Source organism: Donghicola eburneus, from assembly GCF_900115865.1.
GTDB classification, from domain to species: Bacteria; Pseudomonadota; Alphaproteobacteria; order Rhodobacterales; family Rhodobacteraceae; genus Donghicola; species Donghicola eburneus.
In genome coordinates, this window is sequence record NZ_FOXY01000002.1 from 462,969 (window position 1) to 481,827 (window position 18,859).

At 59.6% G+C, this 18,859-nt stretch carries 19 protein-coding genes; 4 read left to right on the forward strand and 15 right to left on the reverse strand.

Annotation, left to right across the window (positions count from 1 at the left end; genetic code table 11):
• Positions 1-32: 32 nt before the first annotated feature.
• The gene (locus BM225_RS04885; RefSeq protein ID WP_072707393.1) at positions 33-1,577 is read left to right on the forward strand and encodes a Ppx/GppA family phosphatase; all 1,545 of its coding nucleotides are present in this window, start codon (positions 33-35) and stop codon (positions 1,575-1,577) included.
• Here BM225_RS04885 and BM225_RS04890 read toward each other — a convergent pair.
• The 4 genes from BM225_RS04890 to scpA all read right to left on the reverse strand — a co-directional run bounded on the left by BM225_RS04890 (position 1,574) and on the right by scpA (position 5,451).
• Positions 1,574-1,966 (reverse strand): hypothetical protein, encoded by a 393-nt coding sequence (locus tag BM225_RS04890; protein WP_072707395.1) that lies wholly within the window; start codon positions 1,964-1,966, stop codon positions 1,574-1,576. The genes BM225_RS04885 and BM225_RS04890 overlap by 4 nt on opposite strands.
• Before the next feature lie 41 nt (positions 1,967-2,007).
• Positions 2,008-2,691 carry a molecular chaperone DjiA gene (locus BM225_RS04895; RefSeq protein ID WP_072707396.1) on the reverse strand — a complete coding sequence of 228 codons (684 nt, stop codon included), beginning with the start codon at positions 2,689-2,691 and terminating at the stop codon, positions 2,008-2,010.
• Positions 2,692-2,734: 43 nt separating this feature from the next.
• Positions 2,735-3,220, reverse strand: a complete 486-nt coding sequence (locus BM225_RS04900; RefSeq protein ID WP_072707397.1) for a GNAT family N-acetyltransferase — start codon at positions 3,218-3,220, stop codon at positions 2,735-2,737.
• Between the two features lie 101 nt (positions 3,221-3,321).
• Complete coding sequence (gene scpA, locus BM225_RS04905) at positions 3,322-5,451, reverse strand: methylmalonyl-CoA mutase (RefSeq protein ID WP_072707398.1); 2,130 nt, start codon at positions 5,449-5,451, stop codon at positions 3,322-3,324.
• A 108-nt stretch (positions 5,452-5,559) separates the two neighbouring features.
• Here scpA and BM225_RS04910 point away from each other — a divergent pair, with 108 nt between their 5' ends.
• Positions 5,560-5,997, forward strand: a complete 438-nt coding sequence (locus tag BM225_RS04910; RefSeq protein ID WP_072707399.1) for a DUF4174 domain-containing protein — start codon at positions 5,560-5,562, stop codon at positions 5,995-5,997.
• A gap of 44 nt (positions 5,998-6,041) precedes the next feature.
• Here BM225_RS04910 and BM225_RS04915 read toward each other — a convergent pair whose 3' ends face one another.
• The 7 genes from BM225_RS04915 to BM225_RS04940 form a co-directional block, all read right to left on the reverse strand.
• Positions 6,042-8,042 (reverse strand): acetyl-CoA carboxylase biotin carboxylase subunit, encoded by a 2,001-nt coding sequence (locus BM225_RS04915; protein WP_072707400.1) that lies wholly within the window; start codon positions 8,040-8,042, stop codon positions 6,042-6,044.
• A gap of 141 nt (positions 8,043-8,183) precedes the next feature.
• Positions 8,184-8,390 carry a hypothetical protein gene (locus BM225_RS04920; RefSeq protein ID WP_072707401.1) on the reverse strand — a complete coding sequence of 69 codons (207 nt, stop codon included), beginning with the start codon at positions 8,388-8,390 and terminating at the stop codon, positions 8,184-8,186.
• Positions 8,391-8,721: 331 nt separating this feature from the next.
• Positions 8,722-9,087 (reverse strand): hypothetical protein, encoded by a 366-nt coding sequence (locus tag BM225_RS04925; RefSeq protein WP_072707403.1) that lies wholly within the window; start codon positions 9,085-9,087, stop codon positions 8,722-8,724.
• 84 nt (positions 9,088-9,171) lie between these two features.
• Complete coding sequence (locus tag BM225_RS21775) at positions 9,172-9,318, reverse strand: hypothetical protein (RefSeq protein ID WP_177218570.1); 147 nt, start codon at positions 9,316-9,318, stop codon at positions 9,172-9,174.
• Between the two features lie 220 nt (positions 9,319-9,538).
• Positions 9,539-9,934 (reverse strand): DUF6497 family protein, encoded by a 396-nt coding sequence (locus BM225_RS04930; protein WP_072707406.1) that lies wholly within the window; start codon positions 9,932-9,934, stop codon positions 9,539-9,541.
• Entirely contained in the window at positions 9,934-10,281 is a 348-nt protein-coding gene (locus tag BM225_RS04935) for a hypothetical protein (protein WP_072707408.1), read from the reverse strand. Before BM225_RS04935 ends, BM225_RS04930 begins: the two co-directional genes overlap by 1 nt.
• A gap of 18 nt (positions 10,282-10,299) precedes the next feature.
• Positions 10,300-11,832: an acyl-CoA carboxylase subunit beta gene (locus BM225_RS04940; RefSeq protein ID WP_072707410.1), complete on the reverse strand. Its 1,533-nt coding sequence runs from the start codon at positions 11,830-11,832 to the stop codon at positions 10,300-10,302.
• A 193-nt stretch (positions 11,833-12,025) separates the two neighbouring features.
• On the opposite strand from BM225_RS04940, the gene BM225_RS04945 reads away from it, so the two are divergent.
• Together BM225_RS04945 and BM225_RS04950 are read left to right on the forward strand one after the other, a co-directional pair.
• Entirely contained in the window at positions 12,026-13,216 is a 1,191-nt protein-coding gene (locus BM225_RS04945; protein WP_245780416.1) for a multidrug effflux MFS transporter, read from the forward strand.
• Positions 13,217-13,271: 55 nt separating this feature from the next.
• Complete coding sequence (locus tag BM225_RS04950; protein ID WP_072707414.1) at positions 13,272-14,663, forward strand: helix-turn-helix domain-containing protein; 1,392 nt, start codon at positions 13,272-13,274, stop codon at positions 14,661-14,663.
• Between the two features lie 56 nt (positions 14,664-14,719).
• Here BM225_RS04950 and BM225_RS04955 read toward each other — a convergent pair whose 3' ends face one another.
• From BM225_RS04955 to betI, 4 genes are all read right to left on the reverse strand, one after another.
• Complete coding sequence (locus BM225_RS04955; protein WP_072707416.1) at positions 14,720-14,965, reverse strand: HP1242/YdcH family protein; 246 nt, start codon at positions 14,963-14,965, stop codon at positions 14,720-14,722.
• Between the two features lie 92 nt (positions 14,966-15,057).
• The gene (betA, locus tag BM225_RS04960) at positions 15,058-16,713 is read right to left on the reverse strand and encodes a choline dehydrogenase (protein ID WP_072707419.1); all 1,656 of its coding nucleotides are present in this window, start codon (positions 16,711-16,713) and stop codon (positions 15,058-15,060) included.
• A gap of 10 nt (positions 16,714-16,723) precedes the next feature.
• Positions 16,724-18,178 carry a betaine-aldehyde dehydrogenase gene (betB, locus tag BM225_RS04965; protein WP_072707420.1) on the reverse strand — a complete coding sequence of 485 codons (1,455 nt, stop codon included), beginning with the start codon at positions 18,176-18,178 and terminating at the stop codon, positions 16,724-16,726.
• Positions 18,175-18,810, reverse strand: coding sequence for a choline-binding transcriptional repressor BetI (gene betI, locus BM225_RS04970; protein WP_072707421.1), 636 nt, complete (start codon positions 18,808-18,810; stop codon positions 18,175-18,177). Before betI ends, betB begins: the two co-directional genes overlap by 4 nt.
• Positions 18,811-18,859 lie beyond the last annotated feature (49 nt).

Below are 18,859 nucleotides of genomic sequence, written 5' to 3' on the forward strand. Positions count from 1 at the left end.
ATGAGAACTTTGCAATTTTTAGGTTCGAGCCAATGACGACCAGCCAACCCATGTTCGGTGACCGCGCGATCTTTGCCCGCCCACTGATCGTAGACCCACAGGCGCGCGCCATGTCCAAGGTCGGCGTCGTAGACATCGGGTCGAACTCGGTCCGACTGGTCATTTTTGACGGTGCGGCCCGCAGCCCTGCCTATTTCTTTAACGAAAAGGTCATGTGCGGCTTGGGCAAAGGATTGCTGGAAACCGGCATGCTGAACCCCGAAGGCAAGGTCAAAGCACGCGCGACGCTGCACCGTTTTCAGGCTTTGGCCCGCAGCATTGGCTGCGCACCATTGCATGTGGTCGCGACCGCCGCCATGCGAGAGGCCATAGACGGCCCCGAATTCAAAGAGCAGATCGAATCCGAAACCGGCATGACCATCCATGTGGTCGACGGCACCGAAGAAGCGCGCTTGTCCGCACAGGGTGTGCTGCTGGGATGGCCCGGTGCCTATGGTCTGGTGTGTGACATTGGCGGCTCGTCGATGGAGTTGGCCGAAATCAGCAAGGGCAAGATCGGGAAATGCGTGACCTCGCCTCTCGCGCCGCTGAAGCTTCAGGATATCGAGGGCGGCGCGAAAACCCGCCGCGCCCATATCGAAGAAACGCTGGACCAACTGCTTGAAGAGTTGGGCCCCCAACACGACCGCCTGTTTCTGGTTGGCGGCAGCTGGCGTGCCATCGGCCGCATCAACATGGAGCGTATGAATTACCCGCTTCACGTTCTGCATGAATACCAGATCACCTGCCCAGAACTCATGGATACGCTAGAGTTCATCAAAGAGCACAAGGATCTGGAAAGCCTACGCAAGGATTGCGGCATCTCCAGCGCCCGTATGGCCTTGGTCCCGCTGGCCGCCGAAGTGTTAGAGGCGGTGGTAAAACGCCTTGATCCCCATGACATCGCAATCTCGAGCTACGGCATCCGCGAAGGGCTGCTGTACGAACAGATGCCCCAAGACCTGAGGGATCGGGATCCGCTGATCGAAGCCTGCCGCTTTTCGGAAATCAAAGACGCGCGGATGCCGGGGTTTGGCAAAATCCTGTTCAGCTTTATCTCGCCTCTCTTTCCGAAAATGACTCCCGAAAAAGCGCGGATCATCAAGGCCGCCTGCTTGCTGCACGACGTCACGTGGCGCGCACACCCTGACTATCGTGCGGAAATCTGTTTCGACAATTCGACCCGCGCGAACCTTGGCGGTCTGTCCCACAGCGAACGCATCTATATCGGCCTTTCGCTGCTCTATCGCTACAAGAACAAGCCCAGTTCCAGTCAGTTCGAAACGCTCGCGCCACTCCTAAGCGAAGAAGATACGCGAGAGGCCGAAGTTCTTGGCAAAGCTATGCGGTTCGGGGCAATGCTTTGGATGCACAAAGACCGCGCGCCAGGGAAATTCAAGCTGAGCACCGAAGACAAAGCGCTGAAGCTCGTGCTTCACAAGGACGCCGCCGATCTCTTTTCCGAAGTGGCCGCCGCGCGCCTAGACTCGCTCGCCAAAGCGCTGGATGCCACCCACGAAGTGATTATCGCGGATTAGATATCGGTCGGTCCGGACGGCGCGATCAAGTCCGATTGCGGCGCGTCGTCCGCCCGCTCTTTGCGGCGCAGAATAATGTCACCATTCGGCAGCTTTTCCGGTGCGTGATAGTCGTTCAGATCGCCGATCTTATCCGCCAGATCACGCAGAGCTGGCCCCATCGCCATCACCCAATCCCGCATCTCTGGCGCCATCTCGCGCGCTTTGTCCTTTAGGCTTTCCACGGTCGGATCAACCTCTTCGCGAAGGCCGTCAAAGATCATCCCAAAGCCACGCTGCATCCGTTCGAACCCGCTCTCGGGCTCGGCGGGCTCAATCGCGTTCTGGTCTTGCGCCAGTGCCGAGAACGGCAAAAGCAGCAGGGTCGCAACAATCAAAGTCTGTTTCATGTTTTGGAATATAGGCTGCGCCCCACACCATTCCTAGAGCGTCAGAGCCCGCGTTCTGCGCGGATCGTTTCCCATGCGCGGTTGATCGCCTGCATACGCCCCTCGGCCAGCTTGATCGCCTCTGGCGGAACGCCGCGCGCCATCATTTGATCGGGGTGCGCCTCTCGAACAGCTGCGCGCCACGCGGCCCGCACCTCTGCATTTTGCGCATCATGCGAGACATCAAGCACGTCATAGGGGTCCGCCTCTGCCCCCGGCACAAATCGCGACTTGAGCGAGGTGAACCGGCGCTCATCCAGCCCCAGAATATCTGCGACTCGGCGCAGGAAAGCATCCTCGGCAGGGTGGTAGGTGCCGTCCGCCATGGCAATATGAAACAGCCCCTCCATCAAATCGCACAGAGCGCTGGATTCGGAATCAAACATGGCCCGAATGCGGCGGGCATATTCCTCGAACCCGGCGACGTCTTGGCGGGCCAGATTGAACAGGCGCGCTGCGTTTGCCTCTTCGGATGGATCGATGTGAAACACCTCGCGAAACGCCGTTACCTCATCGCGCGTCACCAGACCGTCAGCCTTGGCCATTTTAGCCGACAGAGCGATCACCGCGATGGTAAAACCCACCGTCCGCTCAGGCGGCGTGCGCAGACGCTCGAAGACAGCAGAAAGCCCCTCGCCTTTGGCAAGGGCGGCCAGTGCTTCGGAAATGCGGGTCCAAATCGACATGGCGGGCAGACTACCTTTGAACGCAGAACTTGTCAGGCCGCATTCACAGGAATTTCTGCATCAGCACAAGGTCCATCCAGCGATCGAACTTGCGTCCGACTTGCGGCAAACGCGCAACTTCGGCAAATCCAATCGCTTTGTGAAACAAAACGCCCTCGGCATTCTCGCCGCTCACACCTGCGAACATGGAATGACAGCCCTCTGCCTTCGCCGCTGCCATCAAGGCGCCCATCAACGCGCGGCCACCCCCCTGCCCTCGCGCAGCCTCGGCCAGCATGACCGAATGCTCTTTGGTATGCGCGTAGCCGGGCCCGCCGCGGAACGCAAAACAGGTCGCAAACCCCAGCAGCGCCCCATCAGCTTCAGCCACAACAAAGCAAGGACGCCGCGCCGCAATGTCCGCCGCGATGCCTTCTTCCGTCTTTTCCAATGTCGTGAAAGTGACTGCCGTGTCCCGGATAAATCCATTCCACAACTCAGCAATCGCCGCTGCATCCGCCGCACAGGCCTGCCGCACCAGAAACGCCATTCCGCCAAACCCACTTCATCTTTGCCGAAATACTCTCGGGGGTGAATTGGCGCAGGATGCGCCAAGAGGGGGCAGACAGCCCCCTCCCGGCCACGCTAGCCTTAGGCGCGCGCTTCTTCAATCAGGCGCAGAATGTCCTGCGCCGCGTTCGGAATGTTGGTGCCAGGGCCAAAAATCGCCTTCACACCCGCCGCCTTCAGGAACTCGTAGTCCTGCTGGGGAATCACTCCACCGCAGATGACGATGATGTCACCGGCGCCCTGCTCTTCGAGCACCTTGATCAGCGCGGGCGCCAGCGTCTTGTGACCTGCCGCCTGCGAGGAAATCCCGATCACGTGCACGTCGTTGTCGATCGCGTCCTGAGCCGCTTCTTCGGGGGTCTGGAACAGCGGGCCAACGTCAACGTCGAACCCGATATCCGCAAAGGCCGTGGCGATGACTTTGGCGCCACGGTCATGACCGTCCTGCCCCATCTTCACCACCAGCATACGGGGACGGCGGCCTTCCTTCTCGGCGAAATCTTCGACCGATTTCTGGATGGCCGCAAACCCTTCGTCACCCTCATAGGCCGCGCCATAGACGCCAGCCAAGGTCTTCACTTCGGCACGGTGGCGGCCGAACTCTTTCTCCATTGCCATGCTGATCTCTCCGACAGAGGCACGAGCACGGGCTGCTTCCACAGCCGCCTCGAGCAGGTTGCCGCCCTCTTTGGCGCGGCGGGTCAGTTCTTCCAGCGCGGCTTGGCAAGCTGCCTCGTCACGCGATGCGCGGATGCGCTCCAGACGCGCGACCTGAGCTTCGCGCACCTTGGTGTTGTCGATCTCCAGAATGTCGATCGGGTCTTCTTTGTCCTTGCGGTACTTGTTCACGCCGACGATCACCTCGTCGCCGCGGTCGATATCTGCCTGACGACGGGCCGCGGTCTCTTCGATGCGCAGCTTGGGCATGCCGGACGCAACCGCCTTGGTCATGCCGCCCATCTCTTCGACTTCCTCGATCAGCGCCCAAGCCTTCTCGGCCAGTTCATTGGTCAGGCTTTCGACATAGTAGCTACCAGCCAGCGGATCGACGACGTTGGTGACGCCAGTCTCTTCCTGCAGGATCAGCTGGGTGTTCCGCGCGATGCGGGCGCTGAATTCAGTGGGCAGCGCAATAGCTTCGTCCAGCGCGTTGGTGTGCAGCGACTGTGTCCCCCCCAGTACAGCCGACATCGCCTCGTAGGCCGTACGGATCACGTTGTTATAGGGGTCCTGCTCCTGCAGAGACACGCCAGAGGTTTGGCAGTGGGTGCGCAGCATCTTCGAGCGGGGGTCTTTGGGCTCGAATTCATCCATGATGCGCGACCACAGCAGACGCGCGGCCCGCAGCTTGGCGGCCTCCATGAAGAAGTTCATGCCGATTGCAAAGAAGAACGACAAGCGGCCCGCGAACTTGTCCACGTTCATGCCGCGAGCGATGGCGGCGCGCACATATTCACGGCCATCGGCCAGCGTGTAAGCCAGCTCTTGCACCAGGTTCGCGCCAGCTTCCTGCATATGGTAGCCGGAAATCGAGATGCTGTTGAACTTGGGCATCTCGTTCGAGGTGTACTCGATGATGTCCGCGATGATCTGCATCGATGGTTCGGGCGGATAGATGTAGGTGTTGCGGACCATGAATTCCTTCAGAATGTCGTTCTGAATGGTGCCCGCCAGCACCGACTTATCGTGGCCCTGCTCTTCGCCTGCAACGATGAAGTTCGCGAGGATCGGGATCACCGCGCCGTTCATGGTCATCGAGACCGACACCTTGTCCAACGGGATGCCGTCGAACAGGATTTTCATGTCCTCGACGCTGTCGATCGCCACACCAGCCTTGCCGACGTCACCAACCACGCGCGGGTGGTCACTGTCATAACCACGGTGGGTCGCAAGGTCGAACGCGACCGAAACACCCTGCTGACCCGCAGCAAGGTTCTTGCGGTAGAATGCATTCGATTCCTCGGCGGTCGAGAAACCGGCGTACTGGCGGATGGTCCAAGGACGGCCCGCGTACATGGTCGCCTTTACCCCGCGGGTAAAGGGCGCGAAACCGGGGGTGCCGCCCATGTGGGGCAGATCAGCGGTGTCCTCTGCGGTGTAGAGCGGCTTGACCTCGATCCCTTCCAGCGTCTGCCAGTTCAGGTCTTCAAGCGGCCGGCCCCGCAATTCCTTTTCGGCCAGTGCGCGCCAGGCGTCTTTATCTTGGGTCATCTGTCCGTTCCTCCAATCGACGCGGGCCTGTCACCTTTGGACATTTCCGCGGAAAAAAGCTTCGTAATCGGGGACATCGCCCCTATCTCTAGAGCGACAGGAGGAGCCATGACCCGACTTGCCGCTGTGTTCGCAATGTTATTGTCACTCACCGCCCCGATGGTTTGGGCACAGGAAACGGATATGACAGAGGCCGTAATCCTTGACGGTCGAACCGCCGATCTGGCCGAGTTCAAATGGACGCACCGCCCGCTGATCGTGTTCGCAGACAGCCCGTATGATCCTGCCTTCGTGCGCCAGATGGACCTGATCAAAGATGATCTGGACGGTCTGGTCGAACGCGATGTGGTCGTTCTGGTCGACACCGACCCCGACGCCCGATCCGCTCTCCGCCAAGCGTTGCATCCGCGCGGCTTCGGCTTTGTGCTGATCGGCAAGGACGGCGGCGTCAAACTGCGCAAACCTTCCCCGTGGACCGTGCGGGAAATCTCTCGGACGATCGACAAAATGCCGATGCGCCAACAAGAAATCCGTGACAGCCGCTGACCACCCCGCAGGTTGCGCGATATGCCAGCGGCCAACACCATGGCTTATTCGAACTCCATGATCACTTCGTCGACGGCAAGGCTATCACCCGCGCCAGCGTTGATCTTGGTGACGACCGACTTCTTCTCGGCGCGCAGGATGTTTTCCATCTTCATCGCCTCGATGGTGCAGAGCGCCTGCCCCTCTTGGACCTCGTCGCCCACTTCGACGTTCATCTTCACCAGAACGCCGGGCATCGGGCAGAGCAACATCTTCGAGGTATCGGGCGGCAGCTTCTCGGGCATCAAGGTTGCCAATTCCGCCTGACGGGGGCTGTAGACATGCACCTTCAGGTCCGCGCCGCGGCTGCGGATGCGGAAGCCGTTGGTGATCTTGCCCGTTTTCAGCACCAGCGGGCTGCCACCGACCGACAGTTTCGCCAGCTGATCACCAGGGGTCCAATCGCTTTCGACACGCAGGGTGGTGCCGTCGGCAAAGGTCACGTCCGACCCAGCGGGGTCCGCGGCAACGGTGACAGAGAACTCTGCGCCACCCAGACGCACGACCCAGTCATCACCGACCTTGCGCTCGTGGTTGTCCATGGTGCCCGAAATTCGAGTACGGCGAATTTCGGCAACGCGGTTCATGGCGGCAGAGGCTGCTGCGATGCGCCGCAAATCCGCTTCGGGCAGATCGACGCCAGCGAAACCTTCGGGGTATTCTTCGGCGATAAACGCAGTGGTGATATCGCCGCTGACAAACTTCTCGTGGTCCATCACAGCCGACAGGAACGGCAGGTTGTGACCAATGCCTTCAACCTCGAAGCTGTCCAGCGCGACGCGCATCTCTTCGATGGCTTCCAGACGAGTCGGCGCCCATGTGCACAGCTTTGCGATCATGGGGTCGTAGTACATGCTGATCTCGCCGCCCTCGTAAACGCCGGTGTCGTTGCGGACAGCGCGTGTGTCTTCGGCAATCTCTGCAGGGGGACGGTAGCGGGTCAGACGGCCGATCGACGGCAGGAAGTTCCGGTAGGGATCCTCTGCGTAGAGGCGGCTCTCCATCGCCCAACCGTTCAGGGTGATGTCTTCCTGCTTCAGCGACAGCTCTTCGCCGTTCGCAACGCGGATCATTTGCTCCACAAGGTCGACACCAGTGATCAGCTCGGTCACAGGGTGTTCCACCTGCAGGCGAGTGTTCATCTCGAGGAAGTAGAAATTCTTGTCGCCATCAACGATGAATTCCACGGTACCCGCGCTGGCGTACCCCACGGCCTTGGCCAATGCGCAAGCCTGCTCACCCATCGCTTTGCGGGTCGCTTCGTCCAAGAACGGCGACGGGGCTTCTTCGATGACCTTCTGGTTACGGCGCTGAATCGAACACTCGCGTTCACCAAGGTAGATGCAGTTGCCATGTTTGTCGGCGAGCACCTGAATTTCAATGTGGCGCGGCTGAGTGACGAATTTCTCGATGAAAATACGGTCGTCGCCAAAGCTGTTGGCCGCCTCGTTCTTGGAGGACTGGAAGCCTTCTCGGGCCTCTTCGTCGTTCCAAGCGATCCGCATCCCCTTACCGCCGCCCCCAGCGGAAGCTTTGATCATGACGGGGTAACCGATGTCGTTGCTGATTTTCACAGCTTCTTCGGCGTCCTCGATCAGCCCCATGTAGCCGGGAACGGTTGAAACGCCCGCTTCCTGAGCGATCTTCTTCGAGGTGATCTTGTCGCCCATCGACTCGATCGCACCTTTGGGCGGGCCAACAAACGCGACGCCCTCGGCTTCCAGAGCCTCGGCGAATTTGGAGTTTTCCGACAAGAAGCCGTAGCCCGGGTGCACACCATTGGCGCCAGTCTGACGGATCGCATCCATCACCTTGTCGATAACGATGTACGACTGGTTCGCGGGCGGAGGACCGATGTGGACCGCCTCATCTGCCATGCTCACATGCAGAGCGTTCTTGTCTGCGTCCGAATAGATGGCCACCGTTTTGATGCCCATCTTCTGCGCCGTTTTGATCACGCGGCATGCGATCTCGCCACGGTTGGCAATGAGGATCTTGTCGATCATTTGTCTCCGTCCCTTTCGTCTTATCAGATTGTGCCTCGGCCGGTCGCGCCGGCCGTCGGGCAAAAGAAAAGGCCACCGGACAGACGAGGTCCGGCGGCCAAAGAGCCATAAGAATGGATAGGCGCGTTGCCGCGCGGCTGCTTAGTTACAGCGCGAGGGGTAAGTACGGCAGTACGCGACGTTGCCTGCGCCACCGACGACGGCACCAGTGACCATGTCACCACCGGTGACAGCACCTGCTGCTGCGCCTGCGCCTGCACCCAGCAGAGCCTGTTCGCCAAGCGTGTCACCACACGCGGCCAGACCAAGAAGGGCAACCGAAGCAACGATCCAAGTTTTCTTAAGCATTGTGCAATCCTTTCAACAATCCCGTGTCCACCCACACGGGTGCGACGTTCTGATGTGTAAGCAACGTCACCCCCCTGCACCTGGTTCCCACGCCCGTTAAAAGCCGACCACACGAAACCGTGAGGCAATCCGAAAAAATGCGCGCTCAGGCCTGTAGAGCCCAGCGCGCAAGTCGGGGAAGGGGTCTCGGTAAGAGACATCGTCCGCCGCGCAATGCGCGACTTACACAGCCCTAGATTGGCTGCTTCGCCCGTGCTTGCAAGCATGGCGGCGGGCGCACGAAAAACGTGCGCCGAAATCCGCTTAACTGCCTGTATGCACTGGGCAAAGCTTAGCCGACCCATTCTGAACTCCCGTTGAAGATCTGAGGGAAGGATCGCTCTGCTTCGTCCATGTCGATGCGCAGCAGTGCGCCGTAATCCGCAGGATCAAAGGGCTCTTCGGCGGGCACGACTTCGCGCTCGAACAGCCAGTTCAGGCGTCCGGCATCCAAGTTACCCCGTTCGAAGGTCTCTTCTCCAAAGTGAAGCCAGAGCGCAGCAAGGAAGCATTCGTCAGCTCTCTTGTCCGCAGGCTTGCGGTCAGGAAAGCGGCGAAGCGCCTTGAGCGGCGTCACCCCGCGCGGATTCGCGCGGCGGATTACGAATTGATAATCAGTTCCGGGCATACGGCCCGGGAAGCCACGATGTTTCAGCATACAAGCCCCCATTGGGTATAGGGGCGATGGTCGCGGCCTGTGAAAGCGGGCCCGACGGCCCGCCCCGGTTTCGTCAGAGTACGGTTACTTGTACTTGCCGGTGTAAGTGGGTTCCACCGAAATGGGTTCGGGCTGAACAACCACGTATTCTTCTTCTGCGGGCTTCTTCGCGCAGCCTGCAACCGATGCGGCAACTGCGAACGCAGCAAGGGTGATGACGACTTTCGACATGCGTGTCTCCTGTATGTACTTCTATCGTTATTTGTCGGGGTTAACTCTGCGTCCTTGCCCGACCACTGCTTCGAGGTATGGGGGTCTTGGGATACTCCCGACGCAACGATAGCGCGAATCTCTACCGATTGATATGGGGCAGATTCCGCATATTTGGCCTGTGGCGAAAAATCCCCATCAGCCAGTGTACAAAGGGAAAAATGCAAATAAGGGGCGGTCATTAATAGACCTCCCAGATGCAAGCACCCTGATCTACGCGAAAGCTTTCGACAAATTGCACAGCCTCTGGCGCGGCCTCGCCGAATGGAATCGGGCGGTCGGCATAGCTGAGGACAATCATCGCAGGATGGGTGCCACGGGCATCCAGTTCCGGCAGCGCATACGACGCACAAATCTCGGGGAAATCGCCAGAGACTCGGTCAAAATCGGATTGCTGCAGATCGGGGGCCACGAAACGATATCGGGCCCAGACCTGACCGTCGGGCTGATTCTCGAGAATCAACTCAAACAAGGTCAGGTCTAGGCCCGAGGGCACGGTGGGGGCCCCCTCCTGCCCCCGAACCGTGGTCGCCACTGCCAGGAGGGCGACGAAACCTATGTTCGCGAAACGCAGCATTACGATGCTCGCTTCGCGTGCATGACCCAACGCGCACGGCGCTCGGGATCATGAAGCAACTGTGAAACTAAACCCTCAACGTGGGCCAAAGGCAAGTTTCCTTGGACAGAACCGCCAGCACGAATGCGTGCAAGGTTGCCATCGCAAACGATTTCTACCACAGGAAGAAATCCACGCAAGCTTTGTAATGCGCGCCACATGTCCTGCCGGACCTGATGGGCCAACCGGACAGGGTGACACGCCGGCACTGTCGCTTCGACCGCGAAGTCGAAACGGGCGGGAAGTTGGCGGGACACAGTGATGCCCCCCTGCCCGTCCTTGACGATATGCCAGCGTGTTTTTGCCATTTGGATGGGTATCCAGCCTTAGAGAGGAATATTGTCGTGCTTCTTCCACGGCATGCTGCGCTTCTTCTGGCGCAGCGCCGCAAAGGCGCGGGACACACGGCGGCGGGTGCTGTGCGGCATGATCACTTCATCAATGAAGCCACGCTCTGCCGCGACAAAGGGATTCGCGAATCGCTCTTCGTATTCTGCGGTGCGGGCTGCGATCTTTTCGGGATCACCCAGTTCGCTGCGATACAGAATTTCGGTCGCGCCCTTGGCCCCCATCACCGCGATCTCTGCGGTCGGCCAAGCATAGTTGAAGTCCGAGCGCAGGTGCTTGGACGCCATAACGTCATACGCGCCACCATAAGCCTTGCGGGTGATGACAGTGACCTTTGGAACGGTCGCTTCGCCGTAGGCAAACAGCAGCTTCGCGCCGTGCTTGATGACGCCGTTATATTCCTGCGAAGTCCCGGGCAAGAAGCCTGGCACGTCCACCAGCGTCAGGATCGGGATTTCGAAGCAGTCGCAGAAGCGCACAAAACGCGCGGCCTTGCGGCTGGAGTCGATGTCCAGACAGCCAGCCAGAACCATCGGCTGGTTCGCCACAACGCCAACGGTCTGACCTTCGAGGCGGATGAAGCCAGTGATCATGTTCTTGGCGTATTCGGCCTGAATTTCGTAGAAATCACCCTCGTCTGCGATCTTGTTGATCAGCTCTTTCATGTCATAGGGCGTGTTCGCGTTCTCGGGGATCAGCGTATCAAGGCTGTTTTCCACGCGGTCCGGCGCATCAAAGAACGGGCGTACAGGCGCCTTTTCGCGGTTCGAGAGGGGCAGGAAGTCCACCAGACGGCGCACTTCGGTCAGAGCCTCAACGTCGTTCTCGAACGCGCCATCAGCCACCGAGCTTTTCTTGGTGTGGGTCAGCGCGCCCCCAAGTTCTTCGGCAGTGACCTGTTCGTTGGTCACGGTCTTCACCACGTCAGGACCGGTGACGAACATGTAGGAGCTGTCCTTCACCATAAAAATGAAGTCGGTCATCGCAGGCGAGTACACCGCGCCACCGGCACAGGGGCCCATGATCACACTGATCTGCGGAATGACGCCCGACGCCTCGATGTTGCGCTGGAACACTTCGGCATAGCCAGCCAGCGAGGCAACGCCCTCTTGGATACGCGCACCGCCCGAGTCGTTGATGCCGATCACAGGCGCGCCGTTCTGCATCGCCATATCCATGATCTTGCAGATCTTCTGTGCGTGGGTTTCCGACAGCGAACCGCCGAAGACGGTGAAGTCCTGAGAGAACACATAGACCATGCGGCCGTTGATGGTGCCCCAGCCTGTCACAACGCCGTCGCCGTAGGGACGGTTTTCCTGCATCCCGAATTCGGTGCAGCGATGCGCCACGAACATATCGAACTCTTCAAAGCTGCCTTCGTCCAGCAGCAATTCGATGCGCTCACGTGCCGTCAGCTTGCCTTTGGCGTGCTGCGAGTCGATGCGTTTCTGACCGCCACCGGCGCGTGCCAGTTCGCGACGATCTTCGAGTTCTTGCAGGATATCTTTCATCTGTGCCCTCCGCTTTGACGCGACCATAGGGTGCGTTTCTGCGACCGCAAAGCAATCATTGGCAAATTTGCAAATTCCTCGCAGCAACTCCGATTGAAAATGCAAATCTGCTAAATCACCAATTGGAATTGGACATCAGAGCCCCCGACCCCGTAGCGTCAGGCCTACGTCCAAATCCGTGATGGCTTTTAAAATGCTCAACAAAAATACTGCGCCGCACATCGCGACCTTGATTATGCTCGCAGGACTCGCCGCCCTATCGATGAATGTTTTTCTACCATCGCTTCCGGGCATGACGGCCTACTTTCAAACCGACTACCGGCTGATGCAGCTATCCGTCGCACTCTATTTAGGCGTGAATGCCGTGCTGCAGCTGTTTATCGGGCCAATCGCGGACCGCTATGGGCGCAGACCGGTGCTGCTTTGGGGAATTGCGCTGTTTCTGGTGGCCACCCTGGGCTGTCTGTTCGCGCCAACCGCCGGACTTTTCTTGGTATTCAGGATGAGCCAAGCTGTCATCGTCACTGGCATGGTTCTGTCGCGCGCCATTGTCCGCGACGTCCATGACCAAGACTCTGCGGCCAGTATGATCGGGTATGTGACCATGGGCATGGCCTTGGTCCCGATGATCAGCCCCGCCATTGGCGGCGTGCTGGATGCGGCTTTTGGGTGGAAGGCCAACTTTTGGGGACTGTTCCTACTGGGCTGCGTGATGCTCTGGCTCACATGGGCCGACTTGGGGGAGACTGGCCGCCCGCGCGACATCTCGCTCTTTCGCCAGTTCGGAGAGTATCCCGTGCTCCTGACCTCGCGCCGGTTTTGGGCATATGCGCTGGCTGCGGCGGCTGCCTCGGGCGCCTTCTTTGCTTATCTCGGCGGCGCACCCTTTGTGGGCAGCGAAATCTACAAGCTCCCGCCCGAGACTTTGGGTTTCTACTTTAGTGCCCCTGCCATCGGCTATTTCGCCGGAAACTTCATGTCAGGCAAGTTCTCGCGCCGTTGGGGAATCAACCGGATGATTCTCTGGGGATCGGTCGTGAATGCTGTGGGCGTCGGGATTTCCTTGCTCATCCACTTGAGCGGTGCTGGCTCTGTCTTGGTGTTCTTTGGTTTCATGACAGCCGTGGGCTTTGGCAACGGGATGGTTATTCCGAACGCCACCTCGGGCTCCTTGTCTGTGGTCCCGCATCTTGCGGGCACAGCATCCGGCTTGGGCGGTGCGATCATGATCGGGGGCGGCGCGGCATTGTCAGCTCTTGCTGGGTCGCTCCTGACGCTCGAAACCGGTGCAGTGCCACTTTTGCTGATCATGTTCGCCAGCGCGGTGGCCGCGATTCTGGCCATCTTCTACGTCTACCACCGAGAGCGACAACTGGTCCGTTGAGGCTGTAATTTGCAAATGGTATGACTTGCATTAGCAAACCCGCAAAGGCACCCAGATGGCACCCCAGAAACTCTATGCAGGCGTCAAGCTGCGCGAACTGCGCTCGCGTCTTGGCCTGACGCAAAAGGAATTCGCCGCCAAGCTTGGCGTGTCCCTGCCCTATCTGAACCAGATGGAGAACAACAATCGCCCTGTCAGCACATCGGTCGTGCTGGCGCTGGCGTCAGAGTTTGGGTTCGATGTGACAGAGCTGTCAGCGGGCGACAGCGAGCGGCTTGTGTCTGACATGCGCGAAGCGTTGGCGGACCCAGTGTTCACTGACCAACCGCCGCCTTTGGCCGACCTACGACTGGCGGCCAGCAACGCCCCTGCTCTGGCACGGGCCTTCCTGCATTTACATCGCGCCTATCGGCAATCTCACGAACGACTGGCTTCCCTGGACGAAGCCTTGGGCCGCGAGGATGCCCGCGTGCAGCCATCGCCTTGGGAAGAGGTGCGCGACTTCTTTCACTATTGTGACAACTACATCGACGCGGTCGACCGCGCCGCTGAACACTTTGCCGAGAAATTCTCGGGCCCTTTGGGTGCAGAGCACGCCCTGAATGACAACGGCATCACCCTGCGCTTGACCGAAGGCGCGCGCCTGCGCCATTTCGATTCCGAGAACATGGTGCTGTCGATTTCGAACCGAGCTGCACCCGAGACACGCCGCTTCCAGATTTTGCTACAGCTAGCGCTCATCACGCAAAACAAGCTGCTGGACGCCACGCTCGACCTCGCCCGCTTCCACTCGAACGAAGCGCGATCCATCGCCAAGATCGGCCTCGCCAATTACTTCGCGGGCGCGGCGCTCATGCCCTACACCCGCTTTCTCGAGGCAGCGAAGAAATACCGGCATGACCTAGAACTTCTGGCCACCCGTTTCGGCGCGTCGATCGAACAGGTCGCGCATCGCCTCTCGACCCTCCAGCGGCCTGGAAACAAGGGCATCCCCTTCTTCTTCGTCCGCGTAGACCAAGCTGGCACGATCACCAAACGCCACTCGGCCACACGCTTGCAATTCGCTCGCTTCGGTGGCGCCTGCCCCCTCTGGAACGTGCACCGCGCCTTCGAAACACCCGCGCAATTCCTGCGCCAGCTGGCCGAAACGCCCGATGGCGTGCGCTATCTCTGCCTTGCGCGGGATGTATCAAAACCCGGGGGCGCGTTCGGAGCGCCGACTCGTCGTTACGCGATTTGTCTTGGGTGCGAGGTCCGCCACGCTGGCGATCTGGTCTATGCAGACAGCTTGGATGTGACCAATTCAGCTGCCTTCGAACCCATCGGCATATCCTGCCGAATTTGCGAGCGCACGGATTGCCATCAACGCTCCGTCCCGCCGCTGGAGCGTCGCCTGACCATCACTCCCGACGAGCGCGGCATCCTGCCATACCGCGTAGACAAATAAAAAGGGTCGGAGCGCCCCCTCCGGCACTCCGACCCTTAGTTCTCTAGCAGCGTTATTCAGGCAGAAACTGCCGACAGCGCCGACCAGATCTGGTCCTTGAGCAGAGAACGTTCTTTGCGCAGTTGTTCTTCGGCCAGCTGCTCCATCGGTTGGACGTTGCTTTCAGCCAGATACACACGCTGGTTCACCTCGTTATAGGTGTCGACCAGCTTGGCAAAGTGAGCGTCCTCGGCCTTTAGGCGCGCGATCGCGTCAACATGCTGCGGGAATTCTTCTGTCAGCTGGTGCGGTGTGTGAGACATTCTCGACTCCTTACTCTTCAAGTTCACAGTCAGAGTAACCGCACAGAAAAAAGGCGACTTTGATACGCATCAAACTCGCCTCTTTCTTTGCTTTATCGCTGGGACGTTTGCCAGTCGGGGTTGATCCACGGCTCGCTTTCGTCACGCGGCAGCTTGCGGCCCAGAATGTGGTCCGCAGCCTTTTCGCCGGTCATGATCGACGGGCCATTCAGGTTACCGTTGGTGATCTGCGGAAAGATCGAGCTGTCCGCGACACGCAAACCATCCACTCCAATCACGCGACACTCTTCGTCAACAACAGCCATCGGATCATTGCGGTCGCCCATCTTGCAGGTTCCGCAGGGATGATAGGCGCTTTCGACGTGCTCGCTGATGAAGGCGTTCAATTCTTCGTCGCTTTGTACGTCCGCGCCCGGCTGGATCTCGTGTTTATAGTAGGGTTTGAACGCTTCTTGTTCAAAGATTTCGCGGGTCAGGCGGATACAGGTGCGGAAATCTTCCCAATCCTGTTCGCTGGACATGTAGTTGAACAGGATTTTAGGCGCGGCTTTGGGGTCGCTCGACGCCAACGTGACATGCCCGCGCGAGGGGCTGCGCATGGGGCCGACATGAGCTTGGAACCCGTGCCCTTCGGCGGCCGCTTGGCCATCGTAGCGCACTGCGATGGGCAGGAAGTGGTACTGGATGTCAGGATATTCCACCCCAGCTTTGGAACGGATGAATGCGGCGCTTTCGAACTGGTTCGACGCACCCAGACCCTTTTTGGTGAACAGCCACTGGGCCCCGATCAGCGCCTTGCCCCAGAGGTTCCAGTACTTGAACAGCGTGATCGGCTGCTTACACGCGACCTGAAGATACAGCTCTAGGTGATCCTGCAAGTTTTGCCCGACACCGGGGCGATCCGCGATGACGTCAATCCCGTGCTCGGCCAGATGTTCAGCAGGGCCGATGCCGGACAGCATCAGCAGCTTGGGCGAATTGATCGAGGATGCCGAGATCACAACCTCATTGGTGGCCTTGATGATCTGCTTGTCGCCACCCTTCTCGATTTCGATGCCGCGGGCCCGGCCCTCTTCGATGACGATGCGGCAAGCCAGCCCGCGCACGACCTCGACTTTGCCAGTCTTGATCGCGGGCTTCAGATAGGCATTCGCGGCAGACCAGCGGCGGCCCTTGTAGACCGTCTGTTCCATCGGGCCAAAGCCCTCTTGCTGCTCGCCGTTGTAATCGCCTGTGACCGGATAGCCAGCTTGCTTCCCCGCCTGAACAAAGGCGTCAAACAGCGGGTTTTCGCGGGCACCTCGTGTCACGTGCAGCGGGCCGTCCTTGCCACGCCATTCCTTGTCGCCACCATGGCCGCCGTCATCCCACTGCTCCATCCGCTTGAAGTACGGCAAGACGTCCGCATAGCTCCAACCGCGTGCGCCCGATTGGGCCCAATGGTCGTAGTCGCGGGCGTGGCCGCGCACGTATACCATCCCGTTGATCGAAGACGATCCGCCGACCACCTTGCCACGCGGAGTGGCCAGACGGCGCCCGCCCAGATGGGGTTCAGGCTCTGACTGAAAGCCCCAGTCATAGAGCGGCATGTTCATCGGGTAGCTCAGAGCCGCGGGCATCTGAATGAACGGGCCTGCATCCGTACCGCCATGCTCGATGACGATCACGGATTTCCCCGCCTCTGCCAGACGATAGGCAATGGCACAACCGGCGCTGCCCGCGCCTACGATGACGTAATCGGCTTGCATCGGGGCCTCCTTAGAACGGCGCTTCGGTGTCACCCATGGCGACGTAAACAGTTTTCATTTCGGAATAATGCTCGATCGCAGCACGACCGTTTTCGCGGCCCACCCCGGACATCTTCGAGCCACCAAAAGGCACTTCGACCGGCGTCAGGTTGTAGGTGTTGATCCAAGTCGTACCTGCTTCGAACGCGGCGGCGACACGGTGGCCGCGCGACAGATCGTTGGTGAACACGCCTGCAGCCAGACCAAATTCGGTCGCATTTGCGCGTTTGATCGCCTCTTCCTCGGTCTCGAAGTCCAGAACGGACATGACGGGGCCAAAGATCTCTTCTTTGGCGATGGTCATATCGTCGGCGACGTCGGCGTAAACGGTCGGCTCCATCCAGTAGCCCGGACCATCAAGCCGTTTGCCGCCGGAAATCAGACGGGCGCCTTCGGCCTGTGCTTTCGCCTGATAGCCTTCGACGATGCTGATCTGCTGTTCGCTGACCATGGGGCCGAAGTTGACCTCTTCGTCCATGGGGTCACCCATCTTCACGCCCTTCAGCCGTTCGGCCAGACGCGACAGGAAAGCTTCCTTGATGCCCTTTTGGACGAAAACGCGGGTGCCGTTCGAGCAAATTTGACCAGAGCTGTAGAAGTTCGCGTTGATCGCGGCGCTGACCGCATTCTCGATATTGGCGTCGTCAAAAATCACCAGCGGGGACTTCCCCCCAAGCTCCATTGTCACGTGGCGCAGACCCTCTGCAGCGGCGGCGTAAACCTTGCGGCCTGTCGGGACAGAACCGGTCAGGGACACCTTGGCCACATCGGGGTGCGTGACCAAGCGCGAGCCGACAGCGCCCTTGCCCTGTACGACGTTAAAGACGCCCGCAGGCGCACCCGCTTCGATCAGGATCTCCGCCAGTTTCAGCGCAGACAATGGCGTGGTTTCCGACGGCTTGAAGACCATGGTGTTGCCGCACGCCAGCGCGGGCGCGGATTTCCAGCTGGCGATCTGGATCGGGTAGTTCCATGCACCGATACCAACGCAAACGCCCAAAGCCTCGCGGCGGGTGTAGGCGAAATCATCCCCCAGCTGGATGTGTTCACCGCCCAAAGAGGCAGCCAATCCGCCAAAGTATTCCAGAGCCTCTGCCCCGCTGGCAGCGTCTGCGACCAGCGTTTCTTGCAGGGGTTTACCGGTGTCCATGGTTTCAATCTCGGACAGCTCGCGGTTCCGTTCGCGCATGATGTCGGCGGCACGGCGCAGAATGCGGCCACGTTCGACGCCAGACATGGCGGCCCAAGCAGGTTGAGCCGCTTTGGCTGCGGCAACCGCTTGATCCACCAGCGCATCGTCGGCAAGTTTCAGTGTCGCGACAACTTCGCCGGTGTAGGGGTAGATAACGGGCAGATCCTCGGTGCCACCTTCGATATATTCACCGTTGATGAAATGGCTGGCGGTCGGCTTTACGTCGATCGTCATTCGGAGCGTTCCTTCTGTGCAATCAGGCTGAGTGTGGCCGCAGGGCGCTGTGACCCGCAGCGAGCCAATTCGTTTTCAAGTGTGCCGAGAACCAGTTCCGACGCGGTGGCCGGATTTGCGGGTTCGTTCCGCAAGCTTTGGCGCAGGTAGACACCATCGATCAGCGCCTCGATCCGGCGGGCGATAATGACCGCCTCGCCCCCGACCAAGGGGCGCAGGTCATGTACCAAGTTGGAATGGAGACGGTGGTAATAGACCGTCAGCAGGCGCCGCGCTTCTTCGACATTTTGGGCCAGCACGTAGAAGTTCATCCACGCGCTCACCACTTCTTCGCGGAAGTTTGAGGGGGCGAAGTTCGCATCGACCAAGGCGCGCAAGCGTTCCTCGTGGGTCTTGGCCTTTTTCAGGCGGCGCCGCACCTCGAGCCCGTATTGGGACAGGATGTGCCGCATGGCCGCCATGAAAATCTGCGTTTTGCCGCCAAAGTAATGGTGGGCCAGCGCGCTGGACATACCTGCGCGTTTGGCGATCTGGCTGACCGTCACGTCCAGAGTCCCCGCCCGACCAATCTCGTGGATTGTGGCTTCGACAAGCGCTTTGCGGCGCACCGGTTCCATTCCGACTTTGGGCATAGCTTTCCTCTCGGCTTGGCCCTTAGTAAGTAGGTTTTTTATTGACTAG

What these genes read in the sequence shown, in the direction of transcription:
- BM225_RS21775 (WP_177218570.1), bottom strand. Translation starts at nt 9,318, where the DNA reads ATGTCGAAAGTCGTCATCACCCTTGCTGCGTTCGCAGTTGCCGCATCG.
- BM225_RS04885 (WP_072707393.1), top strand. Translation starts at nt 33, where the DNA reads ATGACGACCAGCCAACCCATGTTCGGTGACCGCGCGATCTTTGCCCGC.
- BM225_RS04955 (WP_072707416.1), bottom strand. Translation starts at nt 14,965, where the DNA reads ATGTCTCACACACCGCACCAGCTGACAGAAGAATTCCCGCAGCATGTT.
- BM225_RS04890 (WP_072707395.1), bottom strand. Translation starts at nt 1,966, where the DNA reads ATGAAACAGACTTTGATTGTTGCGACCCTGCTGCTTTTGCCGTTCTCG.
- scpA (WP_072707398.1), bottom strand. Translation starts at nt 5,451, where the DNA reads ATGACCCAAGATAAAGACGCCTGGCGCGCACTGGCCGAAAAGGAATTG.
- BM225_RS04910 (WP_072707399.1), top strand. Translation starts at nt 5,560, where the DNA reads ATGACCCGACTTGCCGCTGTGTTCGCAATGTTATTGTCACTCACCGCC.
- BM225_RS04945 (WP_245780416.1), top strand. Translation starts at nt 12,026, where the DNA reads ATGCTCAACAAAAATACTGCGCCGCACATCGCGACCTTGATTATGCTC.
- BM225_RS04950 (WP_072707414.1), top strand. Translation starts at nt 13,272, where the DNA reads ATGGCACCCCAGAAACTCTATGCAGGCGTCAAGCTGCGCGAACTGCGC.
- BM225_RS04915 (WP_072707400.1), bottom strand. Translation starts at nt 8,042, where the DNA reads ATGATCGACAAGATCCTCATTGCCAACCGTGGCGAGATCGCATGCCGC.
- betA (WP_072707419.1), bottom strand. Translation starts at nt 16,713, where the DNA reads ATGCAAGCCGATTACGTCATCGTAGGCGCGGGCAGCGCCGGTTGTGCC.
- BM225_RS04900 (WP_072707397.1), bottom strand. Translation starts at nt 3,220, where the DNA reads ATGGCGTTTCTGGTGCGGCAGGCCTGTGCGGCGGATGCAGCGGCGATT.
- BM225_RS04935 (WP_072707408.1), bottom strand. Translation starts at nt 10,281, where the DNA reads ATGGCAAAAACACGCTGGCATATCGTCAAGGACGGGCAGGGGGGCATC.
- BM225_RS04930 (WP_072707406.1), bottom strand. Translation starts at nt 9,934, where the DNA reads ATGCTGCGTTTCGCGAACATAGGTTTCGTCGCCCTCCTGGCAGTGGCG.
- betI (WP_072707421.1), bottom strand. Translation starts at nt 18,810, where the DNA reads ATGCCCAAAGTCGGAATGGAACCGGTGCGCCGCAAAGCGCTTGTCGAA.
- betB (WP_072707420.1), bottom strand. Translation starts at nt 18,178, where the DNA reads ATGACGATCGACGTAAAGCCGACCGCCAGCCATTTCATCAACGGTGAA.
- BM225_RS04895 (WP_072707396.1), bottom strand. Translation starts at nt 2,691, where the DNA reads ATGTCGATTTGGACCCGCATTTCCGAAGCACTGGCCGCCCTTGCCAAA.
- BM225_RS04940 (WP_072707410.1), bottom strand. Translation starts at nt 11,832, where the DNA reads ATGAAAGATATCCTGCAAGAACTCGAAGATCGTCGCGAACTGGCACGC.
- BM225_RS04920 (WP_072707401.1), bottom strand. Translation starts at nt 8,390, where the DNA reads ATGCTTAAGAAAACTTGGATCGTTGCTTCGGTTGCCCTTCTTGGTCTG.
- BM225_RS04925 (WP_072707403.1), bottom strand. Translation starts at nt 9,087, where the DNA reads ATGCTGAAACATCGTGGCTTCCCGGGCCGTATGCCCGGAACTGATTAT.